This is a genomic window from Salmonella sp. SSDFZ54 (genome assembly GCF_004010735.1).
GTDB lineage: Bacteria > Pseudomonadota > Gammaproteobacteria > Enterobacterales > Enterobacteriaceae > Salmonella > Salmonella enterica.
In genome coordinates, this window is record NZ_CP034819.1 from 3464617 (window position 1) to 3488103 (window position 23487).

Here is a 23487-nt window from a genome sequence, read left to right on the forward strand (position 1 = left end):
TTCTCACTTACTCAAGTCAACGACCTCGTCACCATTAACGATGGTCTTGATAATTTTAAAATCGTGGGTGAACGCGGTCAGGTTGGCGACTTTACCCGGCGCAATGCTACCGAGATGTTTATCAACGCCGATAGCGCGTGCCGGATAGAGCGTTGCCATGCGCAGCACTTCATCCAGCGCGATGCCGCAATGCGCGACCAGGTTGCGTACGCCTTCAATCATGGTTAAGGACGAACCGCTCAACGTACCGTTTTCATCCACACACAGTCCATTGCGGTAGTATATTGTTTTACCTGCGAAAATGAACTGCTCAATATTGGCCCCCGCCGGTGCGGTGGCGTCTGTCACCAGACAAAGTTTGTCGCCTTTCAGGCGTTTGGCATTGCGAATGTTGGCGTAGTCGACATGCAGACCATCGGCGATAACGCCGCAATAAATATCCGCTTCGTCCAGAACGGCGCCAGCAAGGCCCGGCTCACGCCCTGTAATGTACGGCATCGCGTTAAACAGGTGAGTCGCAAAGGTAATCCCGGCGCGGAAGCCCGCTTTTGCCTCTTTTAACGTCGCGTTGGAGTGGCCTGCGGAAACCACAATGCCCGCATTCGCCAGTTTAGCGATTACGTCAGCAGGCACCATTTCCGGCGCGAGAGTGACTTTGGTGATGACGTCGGCATTATCGCATAAGAAATCGACCAGCGCAGCGTCTGGTTTACGCACGAAATCAGGATTATGGGTGCCTTTTTTTACCAGATTAAGCCAGGGGCCTTCCAGGTGGAGACCCAGCGCCTGGTGCGGATGTTTTTCCAGGTATTCGCGCATGACGCGAATGCCCTGTTTCATCAATTCATCGCTGGTAGTGATAAGCGTTGGCAGAAAGTTAGTACAGCCCGATTTTTCATTGGCTTTCTGCATAATTTCCAGCGTTTCAACGCTGACGGCTTCTGCGGTATCGTTAAACTGCACGCCGCCGCAGCCGTTTAGCTGCACATCAATAAAACCGGGGGAGAGAATGGCCCCATTCAATGAGCGTTGTTCTATTCCCGGCGGCAGTTCAGCCATCGGACAAACGCGGTCAATCAGGCCATTAGCGACAACAAGCGCATGGTCATCAAGAATTTCGTGACCGGTAAAGATCCGGCCCTGGGTTAAAGCATACATTCCGACCCCCGATATCAAAAATTTACCGCCCCGCATTGACTGGCGGGGCGGAGACAACATTACAGACCTTTAATATTTTCTGCTTCTAATTCATTGAAATATTTCAATGTTTTAACTTTAAGTTCCATTGTGGACGGCTCATCGCATACCACAACCGCTTTCGGATGGAGTTGCAGGCAGCTAATGGTCCACATGTGGTTGACGTTGCCTTCAACCGCCGCCTGCAGCGCCTGGGCTTTCTGATGGCCCAGCACCAGAATCATCACTTCTTCCGCATCCAGCAGCGTGCCTACGCCTACCGTCAGCGCGTATTTCGGCACCTGGTTTACGTCGCCGTCAAAGAAGCGGGAGTTCGCTACGCGAGTATCATGGGTTAACGTTTTGATACGGGTACGGGAAGCCAGGGAAGAAGCCGGTTCGTTAAAGGCGATGTGACCGTCGTTGCCGACGCCGCCCATAAACAGATGGATTTTACCGTAAGAACGAATTTTTTCTTCATATTGACGGCATTCTGCATCGATATCCGGTGCGTTACCGTTGAGAAGATTGATGTTTTCTGCTGGAATATCAACGTGATCGAAAAAGTTACGATGCATAAAGCTGTGGTAGCTTTCCGGGTGCTCTTTCGGCAGGCCAACATATTCGTCCATATTAAAGGTGACCACATGCTTAAAGCTGACCTCGCCCGCTTTGTGCATCTCAACCAGCGCTTTGTACGCCGTTAGCGGCGTGCCGCCGGTAGGCAGTCCAAGGACAAACGGACGATCGGCTGTCGGTTTGAACGCATTAATACGGTTAACGATATGGCGAGCGGCCCATTTGCCAACCTGTTCTGCGGTACTCAGGGGGATCAGTCTCATTCTTCACCTCAATAATCAATGTCAAAATTTGGCGGATCGTATTAAGCGTAACCTGGATATCCAGGGTTCGTGTTCAATCCGTCCTGATTTTTTGAATCATAAAATAAGTTTTCCGTGTTAGCCAGTGGATGGTGGGGGTGATTACGATATTTAGTGATTATAATCACAAAAAACACCCGTTTAATTTGCGAGGCGAATTAATTTTCCACACACTCTGCAGAAGATGATCTCACCGTTCGATTACAGAACATCACGTTTTTAACGTTTGCAGCACAATAAAAAACGGCTTCAAAGAAGCCATATCGGCGTCTCGTAGGGGGAATAAGATGAATATTTTAGGTTTTTTCCAGCGGCTGGGTAGGGCGTTGCAGCTCCCTATCGCCGTGTTGCCGGTGGCAGCGTTGTTGCTGCGATTCGGCCAACCAGATTTGCTGAATATGCCGTTTATCGCGCAAGCGGGCGGGTCTATTTTCGATAACCTGGCGCTGGTTTTCGCTATCGGCGTGGCCTCCAGTTGGTCTAAAGATAGCGCAGGCGCGGCAGCGCTGGCGGGAGCCGTGGGTTACTTCGTCATGACCAAAGCGATGGTGACGATTAACCCGGAAATCAACATGGGCGTGCTGGCGGGGATTATTACCGGTCTGGTCGGCGGCGCGGTTTATAATCGCTGGTCTGGTATCAAACTACCTGATTTTCTCAGTTTCTTCGGTGGAAAACGTTTTGTACCGATCGCAACGGGCTTTTTCTGTCTGGTGCTGGCCGCTATTTTCGGTTACGTCTGGCCGCCGGTACAGCATGGCATCCATGCGGGCGGTGAATGGATCGTTTCCGCAGGCGCGCTGGGTTCCGGTATCTTTGGCTTCATCAACCGTCTGCTGATCCCCACCGGTCTGCATCAGGTACTGAACACCATCGCCTGGTTCCAGATTGGCGAATTCACCAATGCCGCAGGCACTGTATTCCACGGCGATATCAACCGCTTCTATGCTGGCGACGGCACGGCGGGGATGTTTATGTCCGGCTTCTTCCCGATCATGATGTTTGGTCTGCCGGGCGCCGCTCTGGCGATGTATTTCGCCGCGCCGAAAGAACGTCGTCCGATGGTGGGCGGTATGCTGCTGTCTGTCGCGATCACCGCGTTTCTGACCGGCGTAACCGAGCCGCTGGAATTCCTGTTTATGTTCCTGGCGCCGCTGCTGTACCTCCTGCACGCCATTTTGACCGGTATCAGCCTGTTCGTCGCGACGTTGCTGGGTATCCATGCGGGCTTCTCTTTCTCGGCAGGCGCGATCGACTATGTTCTGATGTATAACCTGCCAGCGGCCAGCAATAACGTCTGGATGTTGCTGGTGATGGGCGTTGTATTCTTTATCATCTACTTCCTGCTGTTCAGCGCGGTTATTCGTATGTTTAACCTGAAAACGCCGGGCCGCGAAGATAAAGTTGATGAGATGGTAACGGAAGAAGCCAACAGCAACACCGAAGAAGGGTTAACGCAACTGGCGACCAGCTATATTGCTGCGGTTGGCGGTACGGACAACCTGAAAGCGATCGATGCGTGTATTACCCGTCTGCGCCTGACCGTGAATGACTCTGCTCGCGTCAACGATGCGGCCTGCAAACGCCTCGGCGCTTCCGGCGTGGTGAAACTGAACAAACAGACCATTCAGGTTATTGTCGGCGCGAAAGCGGAATCGATTGGCGATGAAATGAAGAAAGTGGTGGCGCGGGGGCCGGTCGCGGCAGCGTCTGCTGATGCGGCTCACGTTGCGACACCTGCTCCGGCGGCCAAACCCCAGGCGGTGCCGAATGCGGTGACTATCGCTGAACTGATCTCTCCGATTACCGGTGAGGTAGTGGCGCTGGATCAGGTACCGGATGAAGCGTTTGCCAGCAAAGCGGTCGGCGACGGCGTGGCGGTGAAACCCACCGATAAAACCGTGGTTTCTCCGGCGGCGGGTACTATCGTGAAAATCTTCAACACTAACCACGCGTTCTGTCTGGAAACCGAAAAAGGCGCGGAGATCGTTGTCCATATGGGTATCGATACCGTCGCGCTGAACGGTCAGGGCTTCAAGCGTCTGGTAGAAGAGGGTGCGGAAGTCACGGCGGGTCAGCCGGTGCTGGAACTGGATCTGGACTTCCTGAATGCCAATGCGCGTTCCATGATAAGCCCGGTTGTTTGCAGCAACAGCGATGACTTCAGCGCTCTGGTCATCAAAGCGGATGGTCACGTGGTAGCGGGTCAAACGCCACTGTACGAGATCAAGAGCAAATAATCGCTTCCTGGCCGGATAAGGCGTAAGACGCCATCCGGCGATATCACAGAAAACATAAGCGGCAGAGGAAAACCTTCGCCGCTTTTTTTTACCGCAATTAGCCCCAATATTTTCTGCAAAGCCACTTTTTAAGTAACTAAAGGTTGTCAGTCTGTCCGGCTTATAAGATCATATGCCGTTATACGTTGTTTACGCTTTGAGGAATCCACGATGAGTGAGGCTGAAGCCCGCCCGACTAACTTTATTCGTCAGATTATTGATGAAGATCTGGCGAGTGGTAAACATACCACTGTCCATACCCGTTTTCCGCCGGAGCCGAATGGCTATCTGCACATCGGCCACGCGAAATCTATCTGCCTGAACTTTGGCATCGCGCAAGATTATCAGGGCCAGTGCAACCTGCGTTTCGATGACACCAACCCGGTAAAAGAAGATATCGAGTACGTTGATTCGATCAAAAACGACGTCGAGTGGTTAGGCTTTCACTGGTCTGGCGATATTCGCTACTCCTCCGATTACTTTGACCAACTGCACGCCTATGCGGTCGAGCTAATCAATAAAGGCCTGGCCTACGTTGATGAGCTGACGCCGGAGCAGATCCGCGAATACCGCGGTACGCTGACCGCGCCGGGTAAAAACAGCCCGTTCCGCGATCGCAGCGTGGAAGAAAACCTCGCGCTATTTGAAAAAATGCGTACCGGCGGTTTTGAAGAGGGTAAAGCCTGTCTGCGCGCTAAAATCGACATGGCGTCGCCGTTTATCGTGATGCGCGATCCGGTGCTGTATCGCATTAAATTCGCCGAGCATCATCAGACCGGCACGAAGTGGTGCATCTATCCGATGTACGACTTTACTCACTGCATCAGCGATGCGCTGGAAGGCATTACTCATTCTCTGTGTACGCTGGAGTTCCAGGATAACCGTCGTCTGTACGACTGGGTGCTGGACAACATCACCATTCCGGTTCACCCGCGCCAGTACGAATTCTCGCGGCTGAATCTGGAATACACCGTGATGTCCAAGCGTAAGCTGAACCTGCTGGTGACCGACAAACACGTCGAAGGCTGGGATGATCCGCGTATGCCGACTATTTCCGGTCTGCGCCGTCGCGGCTATACCGCGGCTTCTATTCGTGAGTTCTGCAAACGCATCGGCGTCACCAAGCAGGACAACACCATTGAGATGGCGTCGCTGGAATCCTGCATTCGCGAAGATCTGAACGAAAATGCGCCGCGCGCGATGGCGGTAATCGATCCGGTAAAACTGGTTATCGAAAACTACCCGCAGGGTGAGAGCGAAATGGTTACCATGCCTAACCATCCGAATAAACCGGAGATGGGCAGCCGTGAAGTGCCGTTTAGCGGTGAGATCTGGATCGATCGCGCAGATTTCCGCGAAGAAGCGAACAAACAGTACAAGCGTCTGGTGATGGGCAAAGAAGTGCGTCTGCGTAATGCCTACGTCATTAAAGCGGAGCGCGTAGAGAAGGATGCCGAAGGGAATATCACCACCATCTTCTGTACCTATGATGCCGATACGCTGAGTAAAGATCCGGCTGACGGGCGTAAAGTGAAAGGCGTAATCCACTGGGTTAGCGCAGCACATGCGCTGCCGATTGAAATTCGTCTCTACGACCGTCTGTTCAGCGTGCCGAATCCGGGCGCCGCGGAGGACTTCCTGTCTGTTATCAACCCCGAATCATTAGTGATTAAGCAGGGGTATGGCGAGCCGTCGCTGAAAGCGGCGGTAGCAGGGAAAGCTTTCCAGTTTGAACGTGAAGGCTACTTCTGCCTCGACAGCCGCTATGCAACGGCCGATAAGCTGGTCTTTAACCGCACCGTGGGCCTGCGTGATACCTGGGCGAAAGCGGGCGAGTAAGCACTGCGCCAATAGGCGAATGCTGTAAAAATACCTTGTCAACGCCGCGTTCTGCGGCGTTTTTTCTCTGCATTTCCAAGAGCCTATCCCATTAGGGCTATTTTACTTGCCATTTTGGACCTGGGCAGTGCTCGCCAAAACGCGTTAGCGTTTTGAACGCCGCTTGCGGCGGCCCGAAGGGCGAGCGTAGCGAGTCAAACCTCACGTACTACGTGTACGCTCCGGTTTTTGCGCGCTGTCCGTGTCCAAACTGGCTGCGCCAATAACGCCTGGTGGGATAGGCTCTAAGTCGATTCTCTTTTTTGCGAGGCGAATTAATTATTCTCTGAAAATTATTGATCTGATAAATGATTATTAATCTAAATGTTATAAGCGTCAGGTCAACAGGAGACAATTATTTTCATGCCTATGGAAAACAAGTCAATTTTCTTTCTGGCGGTCTGCTTCCCTCACCAGCAGTTGAATGTAACAGAAAGCAATTAAATATGTGCGGTTGCTCATATTATTACATACTGGTTACAGAAAGAGATTGATAATTCGCATCGCGAAAAATAGTCTATTTAACGTAGTAAATGAGATTTCTCAGCGCTACTTTTTATTTTTATTTTTTCGCTGTTCGCTTTTGTCGGCAGCAATTTATACGTCAAAGAGGATTAACTTATGCGTACGTTTAGTGGCAAACGTAGTACGCTGGCTCTGGCTATCGCCGGTATCACAGCAATGTCAGGGTGGATCGTTGTTCCGCAGGCGCAAGCCTCCGGCTTTTTCGACGACTCCACGTTAACGGGCGGCATCTATTATTGGCAGCGTGAACGCGATCGCAAAGATGTGACCGACGGCGACAAATATAAAACTAACCTTTCTCATGCGACCTGGAACGCTAACCTGGATTTTCAGTCTGGCTACGCTGCGGATATGTTCGGTCTGGATATCGCGGCGTTTACCGCGATTGAAATGGCAGAAAACGGCGACAGCGGTCATCCAAACGAAATTGCTTTCTCGAAAAAGAATAAAGGCTACGACGAAGACTATTCCGGCGATAAGAGCGGTATCAGTCTTTATAAAGCCGCCGCGAAATTTAAATATGGCCCGGTCTGGGCGCGCGCCGGTTATATTCAGCCTACCGGTCAGACACTGTTAGCGCCGCACTGGAGTTTTATGCCGGGTACCTATCAGGGTGCGGAAGCCGGCGCCAGTTTTGACTATGGCGATGCGGGCGCGTTAAGTTTTTCCTACATGTGGACTAACGAATATAAAGCGCCGTGGCATACCGAAATGGATAAGTTTTATCAGGCGGATAAAAAAACCAATGTGGACTACCTCCACTCCATCGGCGCGAAGTACGACTTCAAAAATGATCTGGTGCTGGAAGCGGCGTTTGGTCAGTCCGAAGGCTATGTCGATCAATATTTCGCAAAGGCCAGCTATAAATTTGATTTAGGCGGCAATCCGTTCACCACCAGTTACCAGTTCTACGGCGCGCGCGACAAAGTAGACGATCGCAGCGTGAATGATATTTACGACGGTACGGCCTGGCTGCAGGCGTTGACCTTCGGCTACAAAGTCGCGGAAGTGGTTGACCTGCGTCTGGAAGGCACCTGGGTGAAAGCGGACGGTCAGCAGGGCTATTTTCTGCAACGTATGACGCCAACCTACGCCTCTTCAAACGGTCGTCTGGATATCTGGTGGGATAACCGCTCCGACTTTAACGCTAACGGTGAAAAGGCGGTTTTCTTCGGCGCGATGTATGACCTGAAAAACTGGAATCTGCCGGGCTGGGCTGTGGGCGCGTCTTACGTTTACGCCTGGGATGCTAAACCGGCAACCTGGCAAAGTAACCCGGATGCTTACTACGACAAAAACCGCACTATCGAAGAGTCCTCATACAGTCTGGATGCGGTCTATACCCTGCAGGAGGGGCGTGCCAAAGGCACCATGTTCAAACTGCACTTCACCGAATATGACAACCACTCCAATATTCCAAGCTGGGGCGGTGGTTACGGCAACATCTTCCAGGATGAACGTGACGTGAAATTTATCGTTATTGCGCCATTCACTATTTTCTGATGTCAGATGCGGCAGGCTGCCGGTCTGCCGCGCTGTTGAGGAACGACCTATGAAAAAAATTTTACTCATCGCCAGCATGACCGCCGGTTTGACGGCCTGCGCGTCATCACCCGCGCCGGAAGAAGATAGTCGGCTGAAAGAGGCGTACAGCGCCTGTATCAATACCGCACAGGGCTCGCCTGAGAAGATAGAGGCCTGCCAAAGCGTGCTGAATGTCCTTAAAAAAGAGCGTAAACATCAGCAATTTGCTAACGAAGAAAGCGTGCGGGTACTGGACTATCAGCAGTGCATTCAGGCGACGCGCACGGGTAACGATCAGGCGGTCAAGGCTGACTGCGATAAGGTCTGGCAGGAAATTCGCAGTCATAATAACGTGCAATAAAACCCTGCCTTGCCACCCACGGGCGAATGTTTTCCGCCCGTGGTTTTTTCAGGCTTTATTTTCTGCCGCGATATAGCCGCGACTCAGACGTACAAACAGCATCGCCGTCGCGGCAAGTCCACATAACGCTGCGCACATCAGCCACCAGCCGGGCGAGCTTTTATCGCCGGTTAACTTTACCAGCGCGGTAGAGATGGCCGGCGTCAGGCCGCCAAAAATCGCCGTCGCCAGGCTAAAGGCCAGCGAGAAACCAACGGTACGCACATAGACTGGCATCACTTCGGTTAACGCCGCGACCATTGCGCCGTTATACATGCCAAAAAAGAAAGAGAACCACAGCAGTACCAGCGTCATGCGGGTAAAGTCGGGCGCGGCGGTCAGCCACTGCATGACGGGCCAGGTGGTGATCAGCGCCAGCAACGTAATGCCCATTAACACGGCGCGACGGCCAATCCGGTCGGAAATCGCGCCGCCAATGGGTAACCAGATAAAATTGGACACCCCCACCAACATGGTGACGATCAAACTGTCCCGCGCGCTGAGATTAAGCACGGTTCTGCCATAGGTCGGCGTATAAACGGTGATAAAATAAAACGTTGTGGTGGTCATCGCCACCAGCAGCGTTCCGGCTGTAATAATGCGCCAGTTTTTGGCGATAGTTGCAAAAATTTCCCTGGTGTCGGGGCGATGCTTGCGTTGTAAAAACGCTTCTGTTTCTTGTAATGAACGACGTAAAACAAAAATCAGCGGAATGATCATACAGCCGATAAAGAACGGAATTCGCCAGCCCCACTCCGATATCGCGTCGTGTCCCAGCGTGATATTCAGGCTATAACCAATCAACGCGGCGACAACGATCGCGACCTGCTGACTGGCGGATTGCCAGCTGGTATAAAACCCTTTATTGCCTGGCGTTGCGATTTCGGACAGATAGACCGAGACGCCGCCTAACTCAACGCCCGCAGAAAATCCTTGTAATAACCGGCCCAACAGCACCAACGCAGGCGCTGCCAGGCCGATCGTTTGGTAGCCGGGGACGAGGGCGATGAGCAACGTACCGCAGCCCATAATCGCCAGCGTCACCATCAGCCCTTTACGGCGTCCGATTCTGTCAATATAGGCGCCAAGCACAATCGCGCCGACGGGGCGCATTAAAAAACCGGAGCCAAAGACGGCAAAGGTCAACATTAATGAGGCAAATTCGCTTTCCGCCGGAAAAAACGTTCTGGCGATATAGGTGGCGTAAAATCCGAACAAGAAAAAATCAAACTGTTCAAGAAAATTGCCGCTTGTCACGCGCAGTATTGCGCCGAACGTGCCGGCGCGCGATGTTGCAGGTGTGTGTTGTGCCATAGGGTTTGCTCTCCACTGTCTTTATTGTTTTATGGGTAAGATGTTGCGGGTCAGTTGCCTGTATCCCCCGCATGTTTTCCGCGTCGCTTCTCAACTGCCCATTTGAGTAAGGCCGCGCAGCGGAAAAATCCGTGGGCGAATTTTCCGTAGGGAAGGGTGAGAAAGAGCGCCATCACCACGCCTAAATGGAGCGCCAGCAGTATGCCCATTCCGCTGGTGTCTCTGCCTGCCAGCAGCGCCAGCCCGGTAAGGCTGGTTAAGAACAGCAGCAGAATAAAGCCGCGATCCATGGGTTTCTGGCGCGCATCGCCATGTAACGGCGACCGCCGCAGATTGAGCCACAGTAGCCCGGCCGGGCCGATAAGCAGGCCGATACCGCCCAGCGTGCCGAGCATGACCGGCAGGCTAAAGAACGGGTAGGGCGCTTCCCAACCGGCGACGTAGTGATAGCCCGTCGCCACGACCGTGGCGGCAAAACAGAGCATAAAACCGTAGAAGGTAAAGTGATGAAAGCGACGGCGCAGCAGCGTGAACGCATCGTCCGCTTCGTTACAGCCTTTGCCGTGACCGCCGTCGAGATATTTCAGCGTTAACGCATTGTGCGACGCTTCCGCAATCTCCGCCGAACGCGGTACGCCCGGCGAGATCTCACGCCAGAAGCGGATTACGCCCGCCATAAGCAAACCGATTGCCAGCACAAAAACTGAGCCAAACATCCATGCCAGCAGGCTATGCGGAAAAATTTGATAGAAGTCACCGGCCAGCGGCGGATGAATCAGCGACCCTTTCAGCGCCATCGCCAGTAATAAAAAGAGCGTCAGACCGACTATCAGCGCCAGCGCGACGGTAATCCCCGCCCGACGGTATAACGCGCCAAAAGCGGCGGGCTGGGCATACTGTTGATACGTCTCCAGGCGGGCTTGCGCCATCGCTTTCGGCACGTTAATGGCAAATTCATGGGGCGGCGCGTACTGGCACGCGTGCAGGCAGGCGCCGCAGTTATGACATAAATTCGCCAGATAATGAATATCGGCTTTACCGAATTCGAGCCGCTGGGTCATCGCCGGAAATACCGCGCAAAAACCTTCGCAGTAGCGACACGCGTTACACACTTGCATGACGCGTTCGACCTCGGCTTCCGGTTCGGTAAGCACGGTGGCCTCAATGATTAATTTTTCAAGCTGTTTCATGCTGCGCCTCCTTGTGCGCCGCGCGGGCGGCTTCTATTCCCGCAATGCGGCCAAAGGTTGTGCCGATAGACATGCCTACGCCTGCGGTATACCCCTTGCCCAGAACATTTCCTGCCATCATCTCGCCGGCAACAAACAGGTTGCGGCTTGGATGACCGGCAAAATGCACCGCGGCACGTTCGTTAACTTTTAGTCCCAGGTAGGTAAACGTGATGCCGGGTCGCAGCGCATAACCGTAGTAGGGCGGCGCATCAAGCGGGCGCGCCCAGTGGGTTTTCGCCGGCGTCAGGTTTTTAGTGGCGCAGTCATCAAGCAAGGTATGATCAAAATGACCGGGCTGGCAGGCCTGGTTATACTGCGTGACGGTATGGGTAAATTTTTCCGCGTCCAGCCCCAACTGGCAGGCCAGCTCAGCCAGCGTATTGGCCTGCGCGCCAGGAAAAACCGGCGGCATAAAGTGGCCGATGGCTTTACTGTCAATAATCGAATAGCCAATTTGTCCTGGCTGTTGAGCCACCAGCCGCCCCCAAATGGCGTAACGTTTCGGCCAGAAATCTTCGCCTTCATCATAAAAACGTTCGGCGTCGCGATTCACGACAATACCCAGCGATACGCAATCCACGCGAGTACAAATACCGCCGTCGTACAGCGGCGCCCTGGCATCAATCGCTACGCAGTGCGACTGGGACGGATCGCCAATGATATCCGCGCCGGCATCCATCATAAATTTGAGTAATACGCCCTGGTTAAAACGCGTGCCGCGAATCAGGAAATTATCCGCGGGCCATTCGCCGCGGGCGTTTTCTCCCCAGGCCTCCCGCAGCCATTCACGGTTTGATTCGAAACCGCCAGCCGCTAATACGCAGGCTTTGGCGGTAATACGTTCGCTACCCGCCAGCGCCGCCACGAATTCGCCGTCATGAAGTTCAAGCGCGTGAACCGGCGTGTTATAGCGAACCTGTACGCCCAGCCGTTCGGCGCTACGGTAATAGGCATTGACGAGCGCTTTCCCGCCGCCCATAAAAAACGCATTGGTGCGCGCAACGTGGAGCGCCCCAGATAGCGGCGGTTGAAAGTTAACGCCATGTTTGCGCATCCAGTCGCGGCATTGCGAAGAGGTGCGAATGACCAGTCGCGCCAGCGCTTCGTTGGTGTTGCCGTCGGTGACTCGCCACAGATCCTGCCAGAATTCCTCTTCAGGATAGCTTTCTACCAGCACATCCTGCGGCGCATCATGCATACAGCGCAGGTTTCGTGTGTGCTGAGAATTTCCGCCGCGCCATTCCCGCGGGGCAGCCTCCAGCAGCAGAACCGATGCGCCCGCTTCCCGTGCGGTCAGGGCGGCGCATAATGCGGCATTGCCTCCGCCTATCACCAGTACATCAACCATCTTATACTCCCGTACCATTTAACTATTTGTTAAATTTGTAATTGAAATGTATACGGATAAATAAGCGGCGCGCTATCAGGTAGCGCTAAACAGGGGTTTAGTAAGCGTAAAGGGTTGCGCCTGGCCATTCACCGGCGTCGACTAACTGACGAATAACTTTGGTAAGGACTACTCTGGCGGCAAGGCCGGCGGGCGTCAGTTCATCATCCGACAGGCTGACTAAAAAATTGGGGCGGCTGAGTACCGGATTATGGACGCCGATCACGCGTAGCGCGTCGTTATCCAGATGAGAAATCGCCGCGCCGGGCTGCAACGTGGCGCCAAGACCGTCGCGCACGGCGCGCATCAACAACGCCAGGCCGTCAATTTCCGCGACGATTTCAACGTTAAGCGCATGTTCCTGGCAGACAGCGTCCAGCCTGCCGCGCAGCCCATGTCCCTGGCTTGGCATAATGAGCGGAATGCCTGCCAGTTGTTCAGGTGTGATCGGGTTATCAGGAAGCGCCGCCAGCAGGGCATGGGAGCCAATCAGAAAAAGCTGTTCTTCAAGGATCGGTCTGGCGCTCCAGCGCAGGATTTTATCTTTTTGAAAGACAACGGCTAAATCAATCTGGCGGGTATTGATCATTCTTTCCAGATTACCGGACAAGCTTTCCACCACATGCAGTCGGACATCGGCATAGTTTTCCTGCATGGCATGGATAAACGGTATACCCAGTATGGAGGCGGTACTGGGGGCCATTCCTACGCTCACATGACCGGAAAGGCGCGCTTCTCTGGCGGCGAGAATCGCGTCGTCGGCATGACGCAGGGCGAGTTGCGCCTGTGAATAAAAGGCCAGCCCGGCGTTGGTTGGCGTTACGCCGCGCGAAGTGCGCTGCAGCAGACGGATGGCGAGCTCGTTTTCCAGACGGGACATCTGTTGACTTAATGCTGAAACGCCAATATCAAGATCCTGTGCGGCGCTGCCCATACTGCCGGTTTCAATAATACGCACGAAATAGCGTAACTGGCGAAGCTCCATTCCTGCTCTCCTGAGATGCGATAGCGTTTTTTACATTAAATCAACATCAAGCGGCAGGAAAGAGGAGGATATAAAAAAGCCAACCGGGCGGTTGGCTCTTCGAAAGATTTACACTTATTTAGTCGCGTCATCGTGCGCGTGCTCGTCTTCGCGGCAGTCGCCTTCAGCGCAGTGGCCGTAAAGATAGAGGCTGTGATTAGTTAAACGAATACCGTGTTTCGCCGCAATTTCACGCTGGCGCGCTTCAATAGAGTCATCACTAAATTCAATCACTTTTCCGCAGTCAAGGCAGATAAGATGGTCGTGATGATGCTGTTGCGTCAGTTCAAAAACGGATTTACCGCCTTCAAAATTATGGCGGGTCACGATACCGGCATCGTCAAACTGGTTCAGCACACGGTATACGGTTGCCAGACCGATTTCTTCACCCATGTCGATCAGGCGTTTGTATAAATCTTCCGCACTGACGTGATGGTTATCTGGTTCCTGAAGAACTTCCAGAATTTTTAAACGAGGAAGCGTTACTTTCAGGCCAGCCTTCTTTAATGCGGTATTGTTGTCAGTCATGCGGAATCTGTCCTGTTGCTAAACGATTCACTTCATTAGAGAAGTGACAGAAATTGCACTCAAGATAATGCGTATCATTATAGGACTGCCATGCCGAAATGAAAACCGCAAGTCTCTCGCAGATATTAATAAAACTGTGGTTTTGCCTGCAAATTTTGGCGCCACCTGATTACACCCGGACATTGTACAGGGATGGGTGCGAAAGTTACAAATTTGTAGCAATTATTTTGATTGGTCTTGTCTATTGATGCGGCGCAGATATAACGCTGCGCCGCATAAGATTAGGCGTTGAGGATGTCGTCGAGGTGCAATTCAGCCGAAACTTGCTTAACCCATTTTTCAACACGCTCGGCGGTCAGTTCAGGCTGACGGTCTTCGTCAATCGCCAGACCGACAAAATGATCGTCGTCAGCCAGACCTTTAGAGGCTTCAAAATGATAGCCTGCGGTTGGCCAGTGACCCACAATTGTGGCGCCGCGCGGCTCAATAATGTCGCGAATCGTGCCCAGCGCATCACAGAAGTATTCCGCGTAGTCTTCCTGATCGCCACAGCCAAACAGCGCCACCAGCTTACCGTTAAAGTCAATCTCTTCGAGAGTCGGGAAGAAGTCATCCCAGTCACATTGCGCTTCGCCATAGTACCAGGTTGGGATGCCCAGCAGCAGAATGTCATACCCTTCCAGGTCTTCTTTACTGCTTTTTGCAATGTCATGCACATCGGCAACGTCTTTACCAAGCTGTTTTTGAATCATTTTTGCGATATTTTCGGTATTACCGGTGTCGCTGCCGAAAAAGATGCCAGTGATTGCCATGAGTAAAATAACCTCTTGAAACTTATTGAAATGGTGGTGGCGAATTGCCCACGGATAAGGGCAATCATAGCAGAACAGGCAGATATGCGGAAACAGCAATCACGCGGGACTGCACGCTCTGCTACACGAAATATGAAACAAAACTTATTTTCAGACTAAACCCTGGCCGCGCAGCGCCATAAGCTGCTTCATTAATATTTCTTCAATGAGCTCGCTGCGGCTAATGTTGCGCGCTTCGGCCAGCTCATTCAGCGCGTCAACCGCTTGTGCGTTGAGTTTTAATTCGACACGCTTGAGGCCACGAACTTTGTCGCGTTTTAACTGGTTGCGCTTGTTGATGCGTAACTGTTCATCGCGCGAAAGCGGATTCGTTTTAGGTCGTCCCGGGCGACGCTCGTGCGCGAACAGATCTAATGTCGTACGGTCCGTTTGTTCTTTGGCCATGATTTTGGTGACTTCGGGGGAAACAATCAGCCAGGCTTATGCCCGGATGGATAGCGCGCCATCATACATCAGCGAGGAAGCGACGCCAACGCCCGCGCGCGTAATCGCGCACAGGCGATGAGTTTTTAATCAGTTAGCGTTTATCGTGCAGATAACGGCGGATGGCGCGCAGAACCGCCTCTGGTTTTTCGGCATGTACCCAGTGGCCCGCGCCGGCGATCACATGCGCGCGCGCCAAAGGGAATTGCGCCAGCAGCGCGTCGCGGTACGCTTCGGTCACGTACGGCGAGTTACCGCCTGGAATAAACAGCGCCGGATGTTCCCAGGGCGGAATGGTTTCCCAGCCGACGATATGCGGATACTGCTCCCATAATACCGGAACATTAAAACGCCATTCGCCTTCAGCCCAGGATTTTAACAGAAACTGGATCACGCCTTCTTCGTTGAGGTGTTGGCGCATAATCCCTGCCGCCTGTTGGCGGGATGTCGCGTCGGATTCGCTGACGGCATTAATGGCCGCGAAAATGCGATCGTGGCGGCGAACGTGATAATCCACGGGGGCGATATCAATCGCGACCAGACGATCGATGCGATCGGGCGCCAGCGCCGTCAGCGCCATTACCGCTTTTCCGCCCATGGAATGACCAATAAACGTCGCTTTTTCAATCTGCTGCGCGTCAAGCGTATCCAGAAGATCCTGGGCCATTGCCGGATAATCCATGACCGGATCGCGCGGCGATAAACCATGATTGCGCATATCGACCTGAATAATGTCGTGATCGGTCACCAGATCCCGCGCCAGTACGCCGAGGTTGTCCAGGCTGCCAAACAGACCATGAACGAGAACGATGGGGGAATTATTGTGCAGGTTTTGTGCAGATTGCGCTCGGATGTTTAATTTCATGGCAAAGTTCTTTTTTTCGCTCTGTCGGGTTAGGGTATTATGTTGACCATTCTGCCACTGGGCTGCAACCTCTAAGGTTTACTCCGAGTTTTTTTGTCAGCCGGGCTTAACGCTATCCGCTGTTGGGATTTGTTCCTATAATCCCAATGACTTGTATTCAGCAAAGACATCGCACTGGATTAAGATGAAAACGATTGAAGTTGATGATGAACTCTATAGCTATATTGCCAGCCACACCAAGCATATCGGCGAGAGCGCATCCGACATTTTACGGCGTATGTTGAAGTTTTCCGCCACGACACAGCCAACGGCTTCAGCGGTGAAGGGGACGCCTGCGGCGCAACCCGTTGCCGAAGCGAAACCGGTTAACCCGGTAAAAGACAAAGTTCGCGCGATGCGTGAGCTGTTGTTGTCTGACGAATATGCCGAGCAGAAAAAAGCGGTCAACCGCTTTATGCTGATTCTGACTACACTCTATTCACTGGATCACCACGCGTTTGCGGAGGCGACGGAGTCGTTGCATGGCCGCACGCGCGTCTATTTTGCGGCGGATGAACAAACGCTGCTGAAAAATGGGAATCAAACTAAACCTAAGCACGTTCCCGGCACGCCGTACTGGGTGATCACCAACACCAACACCGGCCGTAAATGCAGCATGATCGAACACATCATGCAGTCAATGCAATTCCCGGCGGAATTGATTGAAAAGGTTTGCGGAACAATTTAATCCTTGCATTAGAAGGACCAGGCAATGGCAATCCACAACCGCGCAGGACAACCCGCGCAACAGAGTGATTTGATTAACGTCGCCCAACTGACGGCGCAGTATTATGTACTGAAACCGGAGGCAGGGAATGCAGAACATGCCGTGAAATTTGGCACTTCCGGCCATCGCGGCAGCGCAGGCCGTCACAGTTTCAACGAACCGCATATTCTGGCGATCGCCCAGGCGATTGCTGAAGAGCGGGCGAAAAATGGCATTACCGGCCCCTGCTATGTAGGGAAAGACACCCATGCGCTCTCGGAACCGGCCTTCATTTCCGTGCTGGAAGTGCTGGCGGCAAACGGCGTAGACGTTATCGTGCAGGAAAATAATGGCTTTACGCCAACGCCTGCCGTGTCAAATGCTATCCTGGTCCATAACAAAAAAGGCGGCCCGCTGGCAGATGGTATTGTCATTACGCCGTCGCACAACCCGCCGGAAGATGGCGGTATTAAATATAATCCGCCCAATGGCGGCCCGGCGGATACCAACGTCACTAAAGTGGTAGAAGATCGCGCCAATGCGCTGCTGGCGGGCGGCCTGCAAGGCGTTAAGCGCATCTCTCTGGATGCGGCAATGGCCTCGGGCCACGTTAAAGCGGTAGATCTGGTACAGCCGTTTGTCGAAGGGCTGGCGGATATCGTTGATATGGCGGCGATTCAGAAAGCCGGTCTGACGCTGGGTGTCGATCCGCTGGGCGGCTCCGGTATTGAATACTGGAAACGTATCGCTGAGCATTACAAGCTTAACCTGACGTTAGTTAACGATCAGGTTGATCAAACCTTCCGCTTTATGCACCTTGATAAAGACGGCGCGATCCGTATGGATTGTTCCTCCGAATGTGCGATGGCGGGTTTACTGGCGCTGCGTGACAAGTTTGACCTGGCCTTCGCTAACGACCCGGACTACGACCGTCATGGCATCGTGACGCCTGCAGGGCTGATGAACCCGAACCATTATCTGGCGGTCGCCATTAACTATCTGTTCCAGCATCGTCCGCTGTGGGGCAAAGACGTGGCTGTCGGTAAAACGCTGGTCTCTTCCGCGATGATTGACCGCGTGGTGAATGACTTGGGACGCAAGCTGGTGGAAGTGCCGGTAGGCTTCAAATGGTTTGTTGACGGTTTGTTCGACGGCAGCTTTGGTTTCGGCGGGGAAGAGAGCGCGGGCGCTTCGTTCCTGCGTTTCGACGGTACGCCGTGGTCTACCGATAAAGACGGGATCATCATGTGCCTGCTGGCGGCGGAAATCACCGCCGTTACCGGGAAAAACCCGCAAGAGCATTACAATGAACTGGCAGCGCGTTTTGGCGCGCCGAGCTATAACCGTCTGCAGGCGAGCGCGACCTCCGCGCAGAAAGCGGCATTGTCTAAACTGTCTCCGGAAATGGTCAGCGCCAGCACGCTGGCAGGCGACCCGATCACCGCGCGTCTTACCGCAGCGCCGGGTAATGGCGCATCGATTGGCGGCCTGAAGGTAATGACCGATAACGGCTGGTTCGCCGCGCGTCCATCCGGTACGGAAGACGCTTACAAGATCTATTGCGAAAGCTTCCTGGGGGAAGAACATCGCAAGCAGATTGAGAAAGAAGCCGTTGAAATCGTTAGCGAAGTATTGAAAAACGCCTGATGGGCGATATGGAAGAAAAAGGAGCCTTACGGCTCCTTTTTTGTATTAACGGCGCTGCGCTTATCAGGCCTGTAAATCGCCTCCAGGCCGGATAAGGCGCTTGTGATATCTGACTTATTCGCTCTGAGTCGCCAGATGTCGGCGGCAGGTGAGGGCGTCGCATTCGATACGCACCACGCAAACCGCTTTCATCATATCTTCCCGATAATTGAAGGTTTTTCCCGGATCGGTCTGGCGCATAATGACGTCCAGGCCGTGGCGCATCTCCTCGCGCGTTTGCAATATCGATGCCAGTCCGGTGGCGAAAACGCTGGTGTAGGCGTAGCTATAATCACAGGGGGCATCGGCACGTAGTAATGCATGGTCGCCGTCCATTTCAAGGCATACTGCCGGGTTCTTACGTAACAGACGCATCTTTTTCCCGGTGCGTGCGCCGTGAAAATAAAATATCCAGCGTCCGTTCTGATACTCGTAGCCAAAATTTACGGGGACAACATACGGACAGAGATTGTCGTTAAACCCTATCCGACACACTTCGTGTTTACTGAGAATAGCCAGTATTTCTGCTATATCAGTGACTTCCCGTTCTGGATTACTCATTTCTATTATCTTATTCAAAGAGTGAAAATGCCCGGACTAGCGTTACCGCAGCCCGGGCGCGCCATCAGCCGTGTTTATTTTTCAATTCAAAACGCGGTGAGACCAGGCCGTATAACGTCCAGCCGAGGAAGGTCACAATTGAGCCGTACAGCATGGCTTCTTCACCGGAGGAATATAGCGCGTAGAAGCTATACATGGCGCCAACGAAGGCCACGAAGTTAGCGACTTTCGCTTTTGATGACGGCACATTCGCCATTTTCTGAATGATAACCAGCGCGGCCATCGACAGAATATACGGAATAATGTTCGTCACCACCGCCAGGTTAACCAGGACGTTAAACTGACTATTCAGCGACGGGCTAATGGTCATCAGCGACAGGCCAGTCTGAATAATCACAATAATCAACATCCCCTGAACCGGCGCGTCGACTTTCGTTACACGAGAGAAGACTTTCGGGAAATAGCCTTCGTCAGCGGAGGATTTAAAGACCTGAGCGATAGTGAACTGCCAGCCCAGCAGCGAGCCGCAGCAGGACATTACCATCAGCGCCATGATCACTTTACCTACCGCAGGCGTGAACATCTGTGCAAACGCCAGACCAAACGGCGCCGTGGAGTTCGCTAGATCCATGTTCGGCACAATCCCGGCAATCACGTTAGTCGAAACGATATAGATGACCGCCGCGCCCAGCGTACCGCCCAGTACCGCGATGGGGACGTTCTTTTCCGGATTCTCGACCACGTCTGCGTTGGCGCAGGCGGATTCCAGTCCAAGAAATGCCCACAACGTCATGGCGATGGAAGAACCGACCGCGCTAAAGAACGGAACATGGTGCGGGTTCCATGACGCTACGTACATGCTGGGGCTAAACCAGAACCAGCCAATGATGCACAGGCCGACAACCGGAATGATGACGCCCCAAACGGTAACGCTACTGATCTGTCCGGTAATACGCGCGCCGCCAAAGTTTGCGATGGTACAAACCCACAATACGGCGATAGTCGCCAGACCGATCTGGAGCGGCGTCAGCGCGGCGCCGAACAGCTCTGTGCCATAGCCGACAGCGGAGATGGCGATAGCCACGTTGGCGATCAGCAGCGAGACGCCGTAGGTATAGTTCGCCATAAAGTTGCCGGATTTACCGAAGGCATATTCGGCGTAACCGCCCATACCGCCGGATTTACGGCTAAACATACCGCATTTCGCAAACGCCCAGGCCAGCGCCATCGAGCCGACGGCGGTGACCAGCCAGGAGATAATGGATATCGTGCCGACTTCAGACAGTTTGGTCGGTAGCATGATGATCCCGGAGCCCATCATGTTGACCATAGTCAGAATTGTGAGCTGCACGACACCCATTTTATTGGATTTAGGTTTACTCATAATTTTTCCTCCTTCAGCAGGGAGCGCTGCGCGTCACGAGGTTTAATGACGTAGCACCAGACCTGCTTACGGCCGTCGTGTTCTTCGATATAAACGCCCTGCAGTTCAGGCGCAAAGCCCGGCAGCAGGTTGATCCCCTCTTCCAGGGCGCTGAAGTAACGCAGGACAGAACCGCCCCAGATTTCACCCGGAACTACACACAGCACTCCCGGCGGGTAAGGCAGAGCGCCTTCAGCCGCGATACGACCTTCCGCTTCCGGCAGGCGAACCAGTTCGACCTCGCCGCGCAGATAGGCATAGTTGGCCTCTTGCGGATTCATACTGACTTTCGGGAAATGCGATTTACGGAACATCTCTTTTTGCAGCTGTTTCACGTTGTGCCGCGCATAGAGATCGTGCATCTCCTGGCAAAGCTGACGCAGGGTGTAGCCGGCATAACGCGCTTCATGCTGTTTGTAGATGGACGGTAATACTTCCGCTAACGGCGCATCAGCTTCCAGCAGTTTTTCGAAACGAGCCAGCAGGGCGACAAGCTGTTGTAACTTCGCCATGTCTTCTGCCGGCGTCAGCAGGAACAGAATGGAGTTGAGGTCGCATTTTTCCGGCACAACGCCGTTCTCGCGCAGGAAGTTGGCGAGGATCGTGGCAGGAACGCCAAAGTCTTCATATTCGCCGCTTGCTGCATTAATGCCCGGTGTGGTGAGCAGCAGTTTGCAAGGGTCGACAAAGTACTGATGTTCGGCATAGCCTTCAAACGCATGCCAGTGTTCTCCCGGAACGAAGTGGAAGAAGCGTAGATCGCTGGCGATCTCTGATGTCGGGTATGACTGCCACGGCTTACCATCAATCAGTTCCGGTACGAACGGACGGATGTGATGACAGTTTTCGAGGATCAATTTACGGGCATCGATGCCGTTAACCACGCAATCCATCCACATATTGCGACCGCTGACGCCTTCGTGCATTTTGGCGTTAACGTCCAGCGCGGCGAACAGCGGATAGAACGGGCTGGTGGAGGCGTGCATCATAAAGGCGTTGTTCATGCGCTTATGCGGAACGTAGCGCGATTGCCCTTTGATATGGCTATCTTTTTTATGGATCTGCGAGGTCTGGGAGAAACCGGCTTGTTGTTTGTGAACGGACTGCGTCACCAGAATACCCGGATCGTTTTCGTTCAGTTCCAGCAGCAGCGGCGAACAATCGGCCATCATCGGAATAAATTGTTCATAGCCGACCCAGGCGGAGTCAAACAGGATGTAGTCGCACAGATGACCAATTTTATCGACGACCTGACGGGCGTTATAAATGGTACCGTCGTAGGTGCCTAACTGGATGACGGCCAGACGGAATGGACGTGCTTCGCGGGCGCGCTGCGGCGCGACTTCGCTAATCAGCTCGCGCAGGTAATCTTCTTCGAAGCAGTGAGCGTCGATCCCGCCGATAAAACCATACGGGTTACGCGCGGTTTCCAGATAAACTGGCGTTGCGCCCGCCTGCAATAATGCGCCGTGGTGGTTAGATTTGTGGTTGTTACGGTCAAACAGAACCAGATCGCCCGGCGTTAACAGCGCGTTGAGTACGACTTTGTTAGAGGAGGAGGTCCCGTTCAGCACAAAGTAGGTCTTATCGGCGTTAAAGACTTTCGCCGCATGTTGCTGCGCAATGCAAGGCGCGCCTTCGTGAATCAGCAGATCGCCCATCGCCACGTCCGCGTTGCATAGGTCGGAGCGGAAGAGCGTTTCGCCAAAGTATTCCACGAACTGATTACCGGCAGGATGACGGCGGAAGAATTCGCCGCCCTGATGCCCCGGGCAGTCAAATGCGCTGTTGCCCTGGTTGACATAATCCACCAGCGCGCGGAAAAACGGCGGACGTAACTGCGTTTCGTAGTGGCTTGCTGCGGTTTCCAACTGGCGACCATAGAAGGCAGTACGGGATTCATTATATTCGAATACACCAGAGATACGCGACAAATACTCAGGCGGTACGCGCCCTTCGTCATGAGTCGCGACAAACACGGGAATACCGTAACCCGTTGCGTCGATTTCATCGAGTTTTCCGTGTTCAATGTCGTCGATGGATAACACGATGGCAGCCACGTCGATGAAACGACTCTCATCAACATTTACAATATTACGGTGTGTAGAAAAACAATCCGGGCAATGACGGCTAACGGCAATTTTTAATTCTGACATTTTTCATCTCTTTATTTCAGGTAATAGCAGGCCCTCAATTTCTCGCATGAGAAACTGATTCTTCCGGAAAAAATCAAAGCTATCCCGCTGATAAAAAAATCAGTAAATTAGCTTTATTTTAGATGTAATAAATCCCAACCCGTCCGGTTGCAGGAAATTCAGGATTTAAGGAGTTGAGTACTACGATATACAGGCAGAAACCGTGATAACTAAAATTGCGCTGAGTCGGAGTTTCTTCTGTCAAACCATATGGTTAGCTGGCTGGACGTAAAGGGATTACCGTACTGTCGCTTTTAACAATTCGAGTTATTTAGGCAATAGACCTGAATGACATAAGGGTCGGAAAGACCTGTATGCTGAAGTACCCGTAGCAGAAAAACTACCGGGCATTAAAGAAATGAAAGTCGAAACTATTACGGTGGGCAAACATCATAATATGCGTTGTCCGCCTTATATGGGGCATAAAACGATTATTATTTTCCATTTTGAGGTCCTTTCATTGATTTATTGAAAGCATGGATATTTTATCCAGGAAGCGCCAGCAATCTGTGAACCAGATCAACAAAAAACGATCATTTGAAAAATAATTAGTCGGCGATTATGCATAT

The 23487-nt window shown here is 52.9% G+C and carries 20 protein-coding genes and 1 pseudogene; 6 read left to right on the top strand and 15 right to left on the bottom strand.

Translation table 11 applies throughout. The features are described 5' to 3' along the window. Positions 1-3: 3 nt before the first annotated feature. Both nagA and nagB read right to left on the bottom strand, forming a co-directional pair. Positions 4-1158 (bottom strand): N-acetylglucosamine-6-phosphate deacetylase, encoded by a 1155-nt coding sequence (gene nagA, locus EOS97_RS17095; RefSeq protein ID WP_000271186.1) that lies wholly within the window; start codon positions 1156-1158, stop codon positions 4-6. Between the two features lie 59 nt (positions 1159-1217). After that, positions 1218-2018 (bottom strand): glucosamine-6-phosphate deaminase, encoded by an 801-nt coding sequence (gene nagB / locus EOS97_RS17100; RefSeq protein WP_001237059.1) that lies wholly within the window; start codon positions 2016-2018, stop codon positions 1218-1220. A 326-nt stretch (positions 2019-2344) separates the two neighbouring features. Here nagB and nagE point away from each other — a divergent pair, with 326 nt between their 5' ends. The 4 genes from nagE (at position 2345) to chiQ (ending at position 8624) form a co-directional block, all read left to right on the top strand. Then, positions 2345-4297, top strand: a complete 1953-nt coding sequence (gene nagE / locus EOS97_RS17105) for a PTS N-acetyl glucosamine transporter subunit IIABC (RefSeq protein WP_001023065.1) — start codon at positions 2345-2347, stop codon at positions 4295-4297. 210 nt (positions 4298-4507) lie between these two features. Then, the gene (gene glnS, locus EOS97_RS17110; protein ID WP_001287186.1) at positions 4508-6175 is read left to right on the top strand and encodes a glutamine--tRNA ligase; all 1668 of its coding nucleotides are present in this window, start codon (positions 4508-4510) and stop codon (positions 6173-6175) included. Between the two features lie 660 nt (positions 6176-6835). Continuing rightward, positions 6836-8242: a chitoporin gene (gene chiP / locus EOS97_RS17115; RefSeq protein ID WP_001258803.1), complete on the top strand. Its 1407-nt coding sequence runs from the start codon at positions 6836-6838 to the stop codon at positions 8240-8242. 49 nt (positions 8243-8291) lie between these two features. Then, positions 8292-8624 carry a ChiQ/YbfN family lipoprotein gene (chiQ, locus tag EOS97_RS17120; RefSeq protein WP_000722260.1) on the top strand — a complete coding sequence of 111 codons (333 nt, stop codon included), beginning with the start codon at positions 8292-8294 and terminating at the stop codon, positions 8622-8624. A 48-nt stretch (positions 8625-8672) separates the two neighbouring features. Here the strand turns inward: chiQ and tcuC are convergent, their stop codons facing one another. The 9 genes and pseudogenes from tcuC to ybfF all read right to left on the bottom strand — a co-directional run bounded on the left by tcuC (position 8673) and on the right by ybfF (position 16308). Next, complete coding sequence (gene tcuC, locus EOS97_RS17125) at positions 8673-9977, bottom strand: tricarballylate/proton symporter TcuC (RefSeq protein WP_000057014.1); 1305 nt, start codon at positions 9975-9977, stop codon at positions 8673-8675. Between the two features lie 50 nt (positions 9978-10027). Next, positions 10028-11167, bottom strand: a complete 1140-nt coding sequence (gene tcuB / locus EOS97_RS17130) for a tricarballylate utilization protein TcuB (RefSeq protein WP_000811134.1) — start codon at positions 11165-11167, stop codon at positions 10028-10030. Beyond that, on the bottom strand, positions 11154-12557 hold the full coding sequence (gene tcuA, locus EOS97_RS17135; protein ID WP_000228709.1) for an FAD-dependent tricarballylate dehydrogenase TcuA: 1404 nt from the start codon (positions 12555-12557) through the stop codon (positions 11154-11156). The genes tcuB and tcuA overlap by 14 nt, the downstream gene beginning before the upstream one ends. 97 nt (positions 12558-12654) lie before the next feature. Further along, a complete protein-coding gene (gene tcuR / locus EOS97_RS17140) occupies positions 12655-13581 on the bottom strand; it encodes a tricarballylate utilization LysR family transcriptional regulator TcuR (RefSeq protein ID WP_000423370.1) in 927 nt (308 codons plus the stop codon). A gap of 114 nt (positions 13582-13695) precedes the next feature. Continuing rightward, entirely contained in the window at positions 13696-14148 is a 453-nt protein-coding gene (gene fur / locus EOS97_RS17145; protein ID WP_000131699.1) for a ferric iron uptake transcriptional regulator, read from the bottom strand. Beyond that, positions 14141-14226: pseudogene (locus EOS97_RS26955) on the bottom strand (ryhB-regulated fur leader peptide). Before EOS97_RS26955 ends, fur begins: the two are co-directional and overlap by 8 nt. 203 nt (positions 14227-14429) lie before the next feature. Beyond that, on the bottom strand, positions 14430-14960 hold the full coding sequence (gene fldA, locus EOS97_RS17150; RefSeq protein WP_001018621.1) for a flavodoxin FldA: 531 nt from the start codon (positions 14958-14960) through the stop codon (positions 14430-14432). A gap of 150 nt (positions 14961-15110) precedes the next feature. Then, positions 15111-15404, bottom strand: a complete 294-nt coding sequence (gene ybfE / locus EOS97_RS17155; RefSeq protein ID WP_001040939.1) for a LexA regulated protein — start codon at positions 15402-15404, stop codon at positions 15111-15113. 133 nt (positions 15405-15537) lie between these two features. Further along, entirely contained in the window at positions 15538-16308 is a 771-nt protein-coding gene (gene ybfF, locus EOS97_RS17160; protein WP_000773245.1) for an esterase, read from the bottom strand. A 184-nt stretch (positions 16309-16492) separates the two neighbouring features. Here ybfF and seqA point away from each other — a divergent pair, with 184 nt between their 5' ends. Continuing rightward, on the top strand, positions 16493-17035 hold the full coding sequence (gene seqA, locus EOS97_RS17165; protein ID WP_000848395.1) for a replication initiation negative regulator SeqA: 543 nt from the start codon (positions 16493-16495) through the stop codon (positions 17033-17035). Between the two features lie 24 nt (positions 17036-17059). Then, positions 17060-18700, top strand: coding sequence for a phosphoglucomutase (alpha-D-glucose-1,6-bisphosphate-dependent) (pgm, locus tag EOS97_RS17170; RefSeq protein ID WP_000974387.1), 1641 nt, complete (start codon positions 17060-17062; stop codon positions 18698-18700). Between the two features lie 114 nt (positions 18701-18814). On the opposite strand, the gene EOS97_RS17175 is transcribed toward pgm, so the two are convergent. The 4 genes from EOS97_RS17175 to speFL form a co-directional block, all read right to left on the bottom strand. Next, on the bottom strand, positions 18815-19300 hold the full coding sequence (locus EOS97_RS17175) for a pyridoxamine 5'-phosphate oxidase family protein (protein ID WP_000070059.1): 486 nt from the start codon (positions 19298-19300) through the stop codon (positions 18815-18817). A 64-nt stretch (positions 19301-19364) separates the two neighbouring features. Further along, positions 19365-20684, bottom strand: coding sequence for a putrescine-ornithine antiporter (gene potE, locus EOS97_RS17180; RefSeq protein ID WP_000042658.1), 1320 nt, complete (start codon positions 20682-20684; stop codon positions 19365-19367). Then, entirely contained in the window at positions 20681-22879 is a 2199-nt protein-coding gene (gene speF, locus EOS97_RS17185; protein WP_023165931.1) for an ornithine decarboxylase SpeF, read from the bottom strand. The genes potE and speF overlap by 4 nt, the downstream gene beginning before the upstream one ends. A gap of 379 nt (positions 22880-23258) precedes the next feature. Then, positions 23259-23363, bottom strand: coding sequence for a leader peptide SpeFL (gene speFL, locus EOS97_RS17190; protein ID WP_015632840.1), 105 nt, complete (start codon positions 23361-23363; stop codon positions 23259-23261). Positions 23364-23487: the final 124 nt, after the last annotated feature.

Excerpts from the sequence above, each read along its gene's own strand:
- nagA (WP_000271186.1), bottom strand. The coding sequence starts at position 1,158 with ATGTATGCTTTAACCCAGGGCCGGATCTTTACCGGTCACGAAATTCTT.
- nagB (WP_001237059.1), bottom strand. The coding sequence starts at position 2,018 with ATGAGACTGATCCCCCTGAGTACCGCAGAACAGGTTGGCAAATGGGCC.
- nagE (WP_001023065.1), top strand. The coding sequence starts at position 2,345 with ATGAATATTTTAGGTTTTTTCCAGCGGCTGGGTAGGGCGTTGCAGCTC.
- glnS (WP_001287186.1), top strand. The coding sequence starts at position 4,508 with ATGAGTGAGGCTGAAGCCCGCCCGACTAACTTTATTCGTCAGATTATT.
- chiP (WP_001258803.1), top strand. The coding sequence starts at position 6,836 with ATGCGTACGTTTAGTGGCAAACGTAGTACGCTGGCTCTGGCTATCGCC.
- chiQ (WP_000722260.1), top strand. The coding sequence starts at position 8,292 with ATGAAAAAAATTTTACTCATCGCCAGCATGACCGCCGGTTTGACGGCC.
- tcuC (WP_000057014.1), bottom strand. The coding sequence starts at position 9,977 with ATGGCACAACACACACCTGCAACATCGCGCGCCGGCACGTTCGGCGCA.
- tcuB (WP_000811134.1), bottom strand. The coding sequence starts at position 11,167 with ATGAAACAGCTTGAAAAATTAATCATTGAGGCCACCGTGCTTACCGAA.
- tcuA (WP_000228709.1), bottom strand. The coding sequence starts at position 12,557 with ATGGTTGATGTACTGGTGATAGGCGGAGGCAATGCCGCATTATGCGCC.
- tcuR (WP_000423370.1), bottom strand. The coding sequence starts at position 13,581 with ATGGAGCTTCGCCAGTTACGCTATTTCGTGCGTATTATTGAAACCGGC.
- fur (WP_000131699.1), bottom strand. The coding sequence starts at position 14,148 with ATGACTGACAACAATACCGCATTAAAGAAGGCTGGCCTGAAAGTAACG.
- fldA (WP_001018621.1), bottom strand. The coding sequence starts at position 14,960 with ATGGCAATCACTGGCATCTTTTTCGGCAGCGACACCGGTAATACCGAA.
- ybfE (WP_001040939.1), bottom strand. The coding sequence starts at position 15,404 with ATGGCCAAAGAACAAACGGACCGTACGACATTAGATCTGTTCGCGCAC.
- ybfF (WP_000773245.1), bottom strand. The coding sequence starts at position 16,308 with ATGAAATTAAACATCCGAGCGCAATCTGCACAAAACCTGCACAATAAT.
- seqA (WP_000848395.1), top strand. The coding sequence starts at position 16,493 with ATGAAAACGATTGAAGTTGATGATGAACTCTATAGCTATATTGCCAGC.
- pgm (WP_000974387.1), top strand. The coding sequence starts at position 17,060 with ATGGCAATCCACAACCGCGCAGGACAACCCGCGCAACAGAGTGATTTG.
- EOS97_RS17175 (WP_000070059.1), bottom strand. The coding sequence starts at position 19,300 with ATGAGTAATCCAGAACGGGAAGTCACTGATATAGCAGAAATACTGGCT.
- potE (WP_000042658.1), bottom strand. The coding sequence starts at position 20,684 with ATGAGTAAACCTAAATCCAATAAAATGGGTGTCGTGCAGCTCACAATT.
- speF (WP_023165931.1), bottom strand. The coding sequence starts at position 22,879 with ATGTCAGAATTAAAAATTGCCGTTAGCCGTCATTGCCCGGATTGTTTT.
- speFL (WP_015632840.1), bottom strand. The coding sequence starts at position 23,363 with ATGGAAAATAATAATCGTTTTATGCCCCATATAAGGCGGACAACGCAT.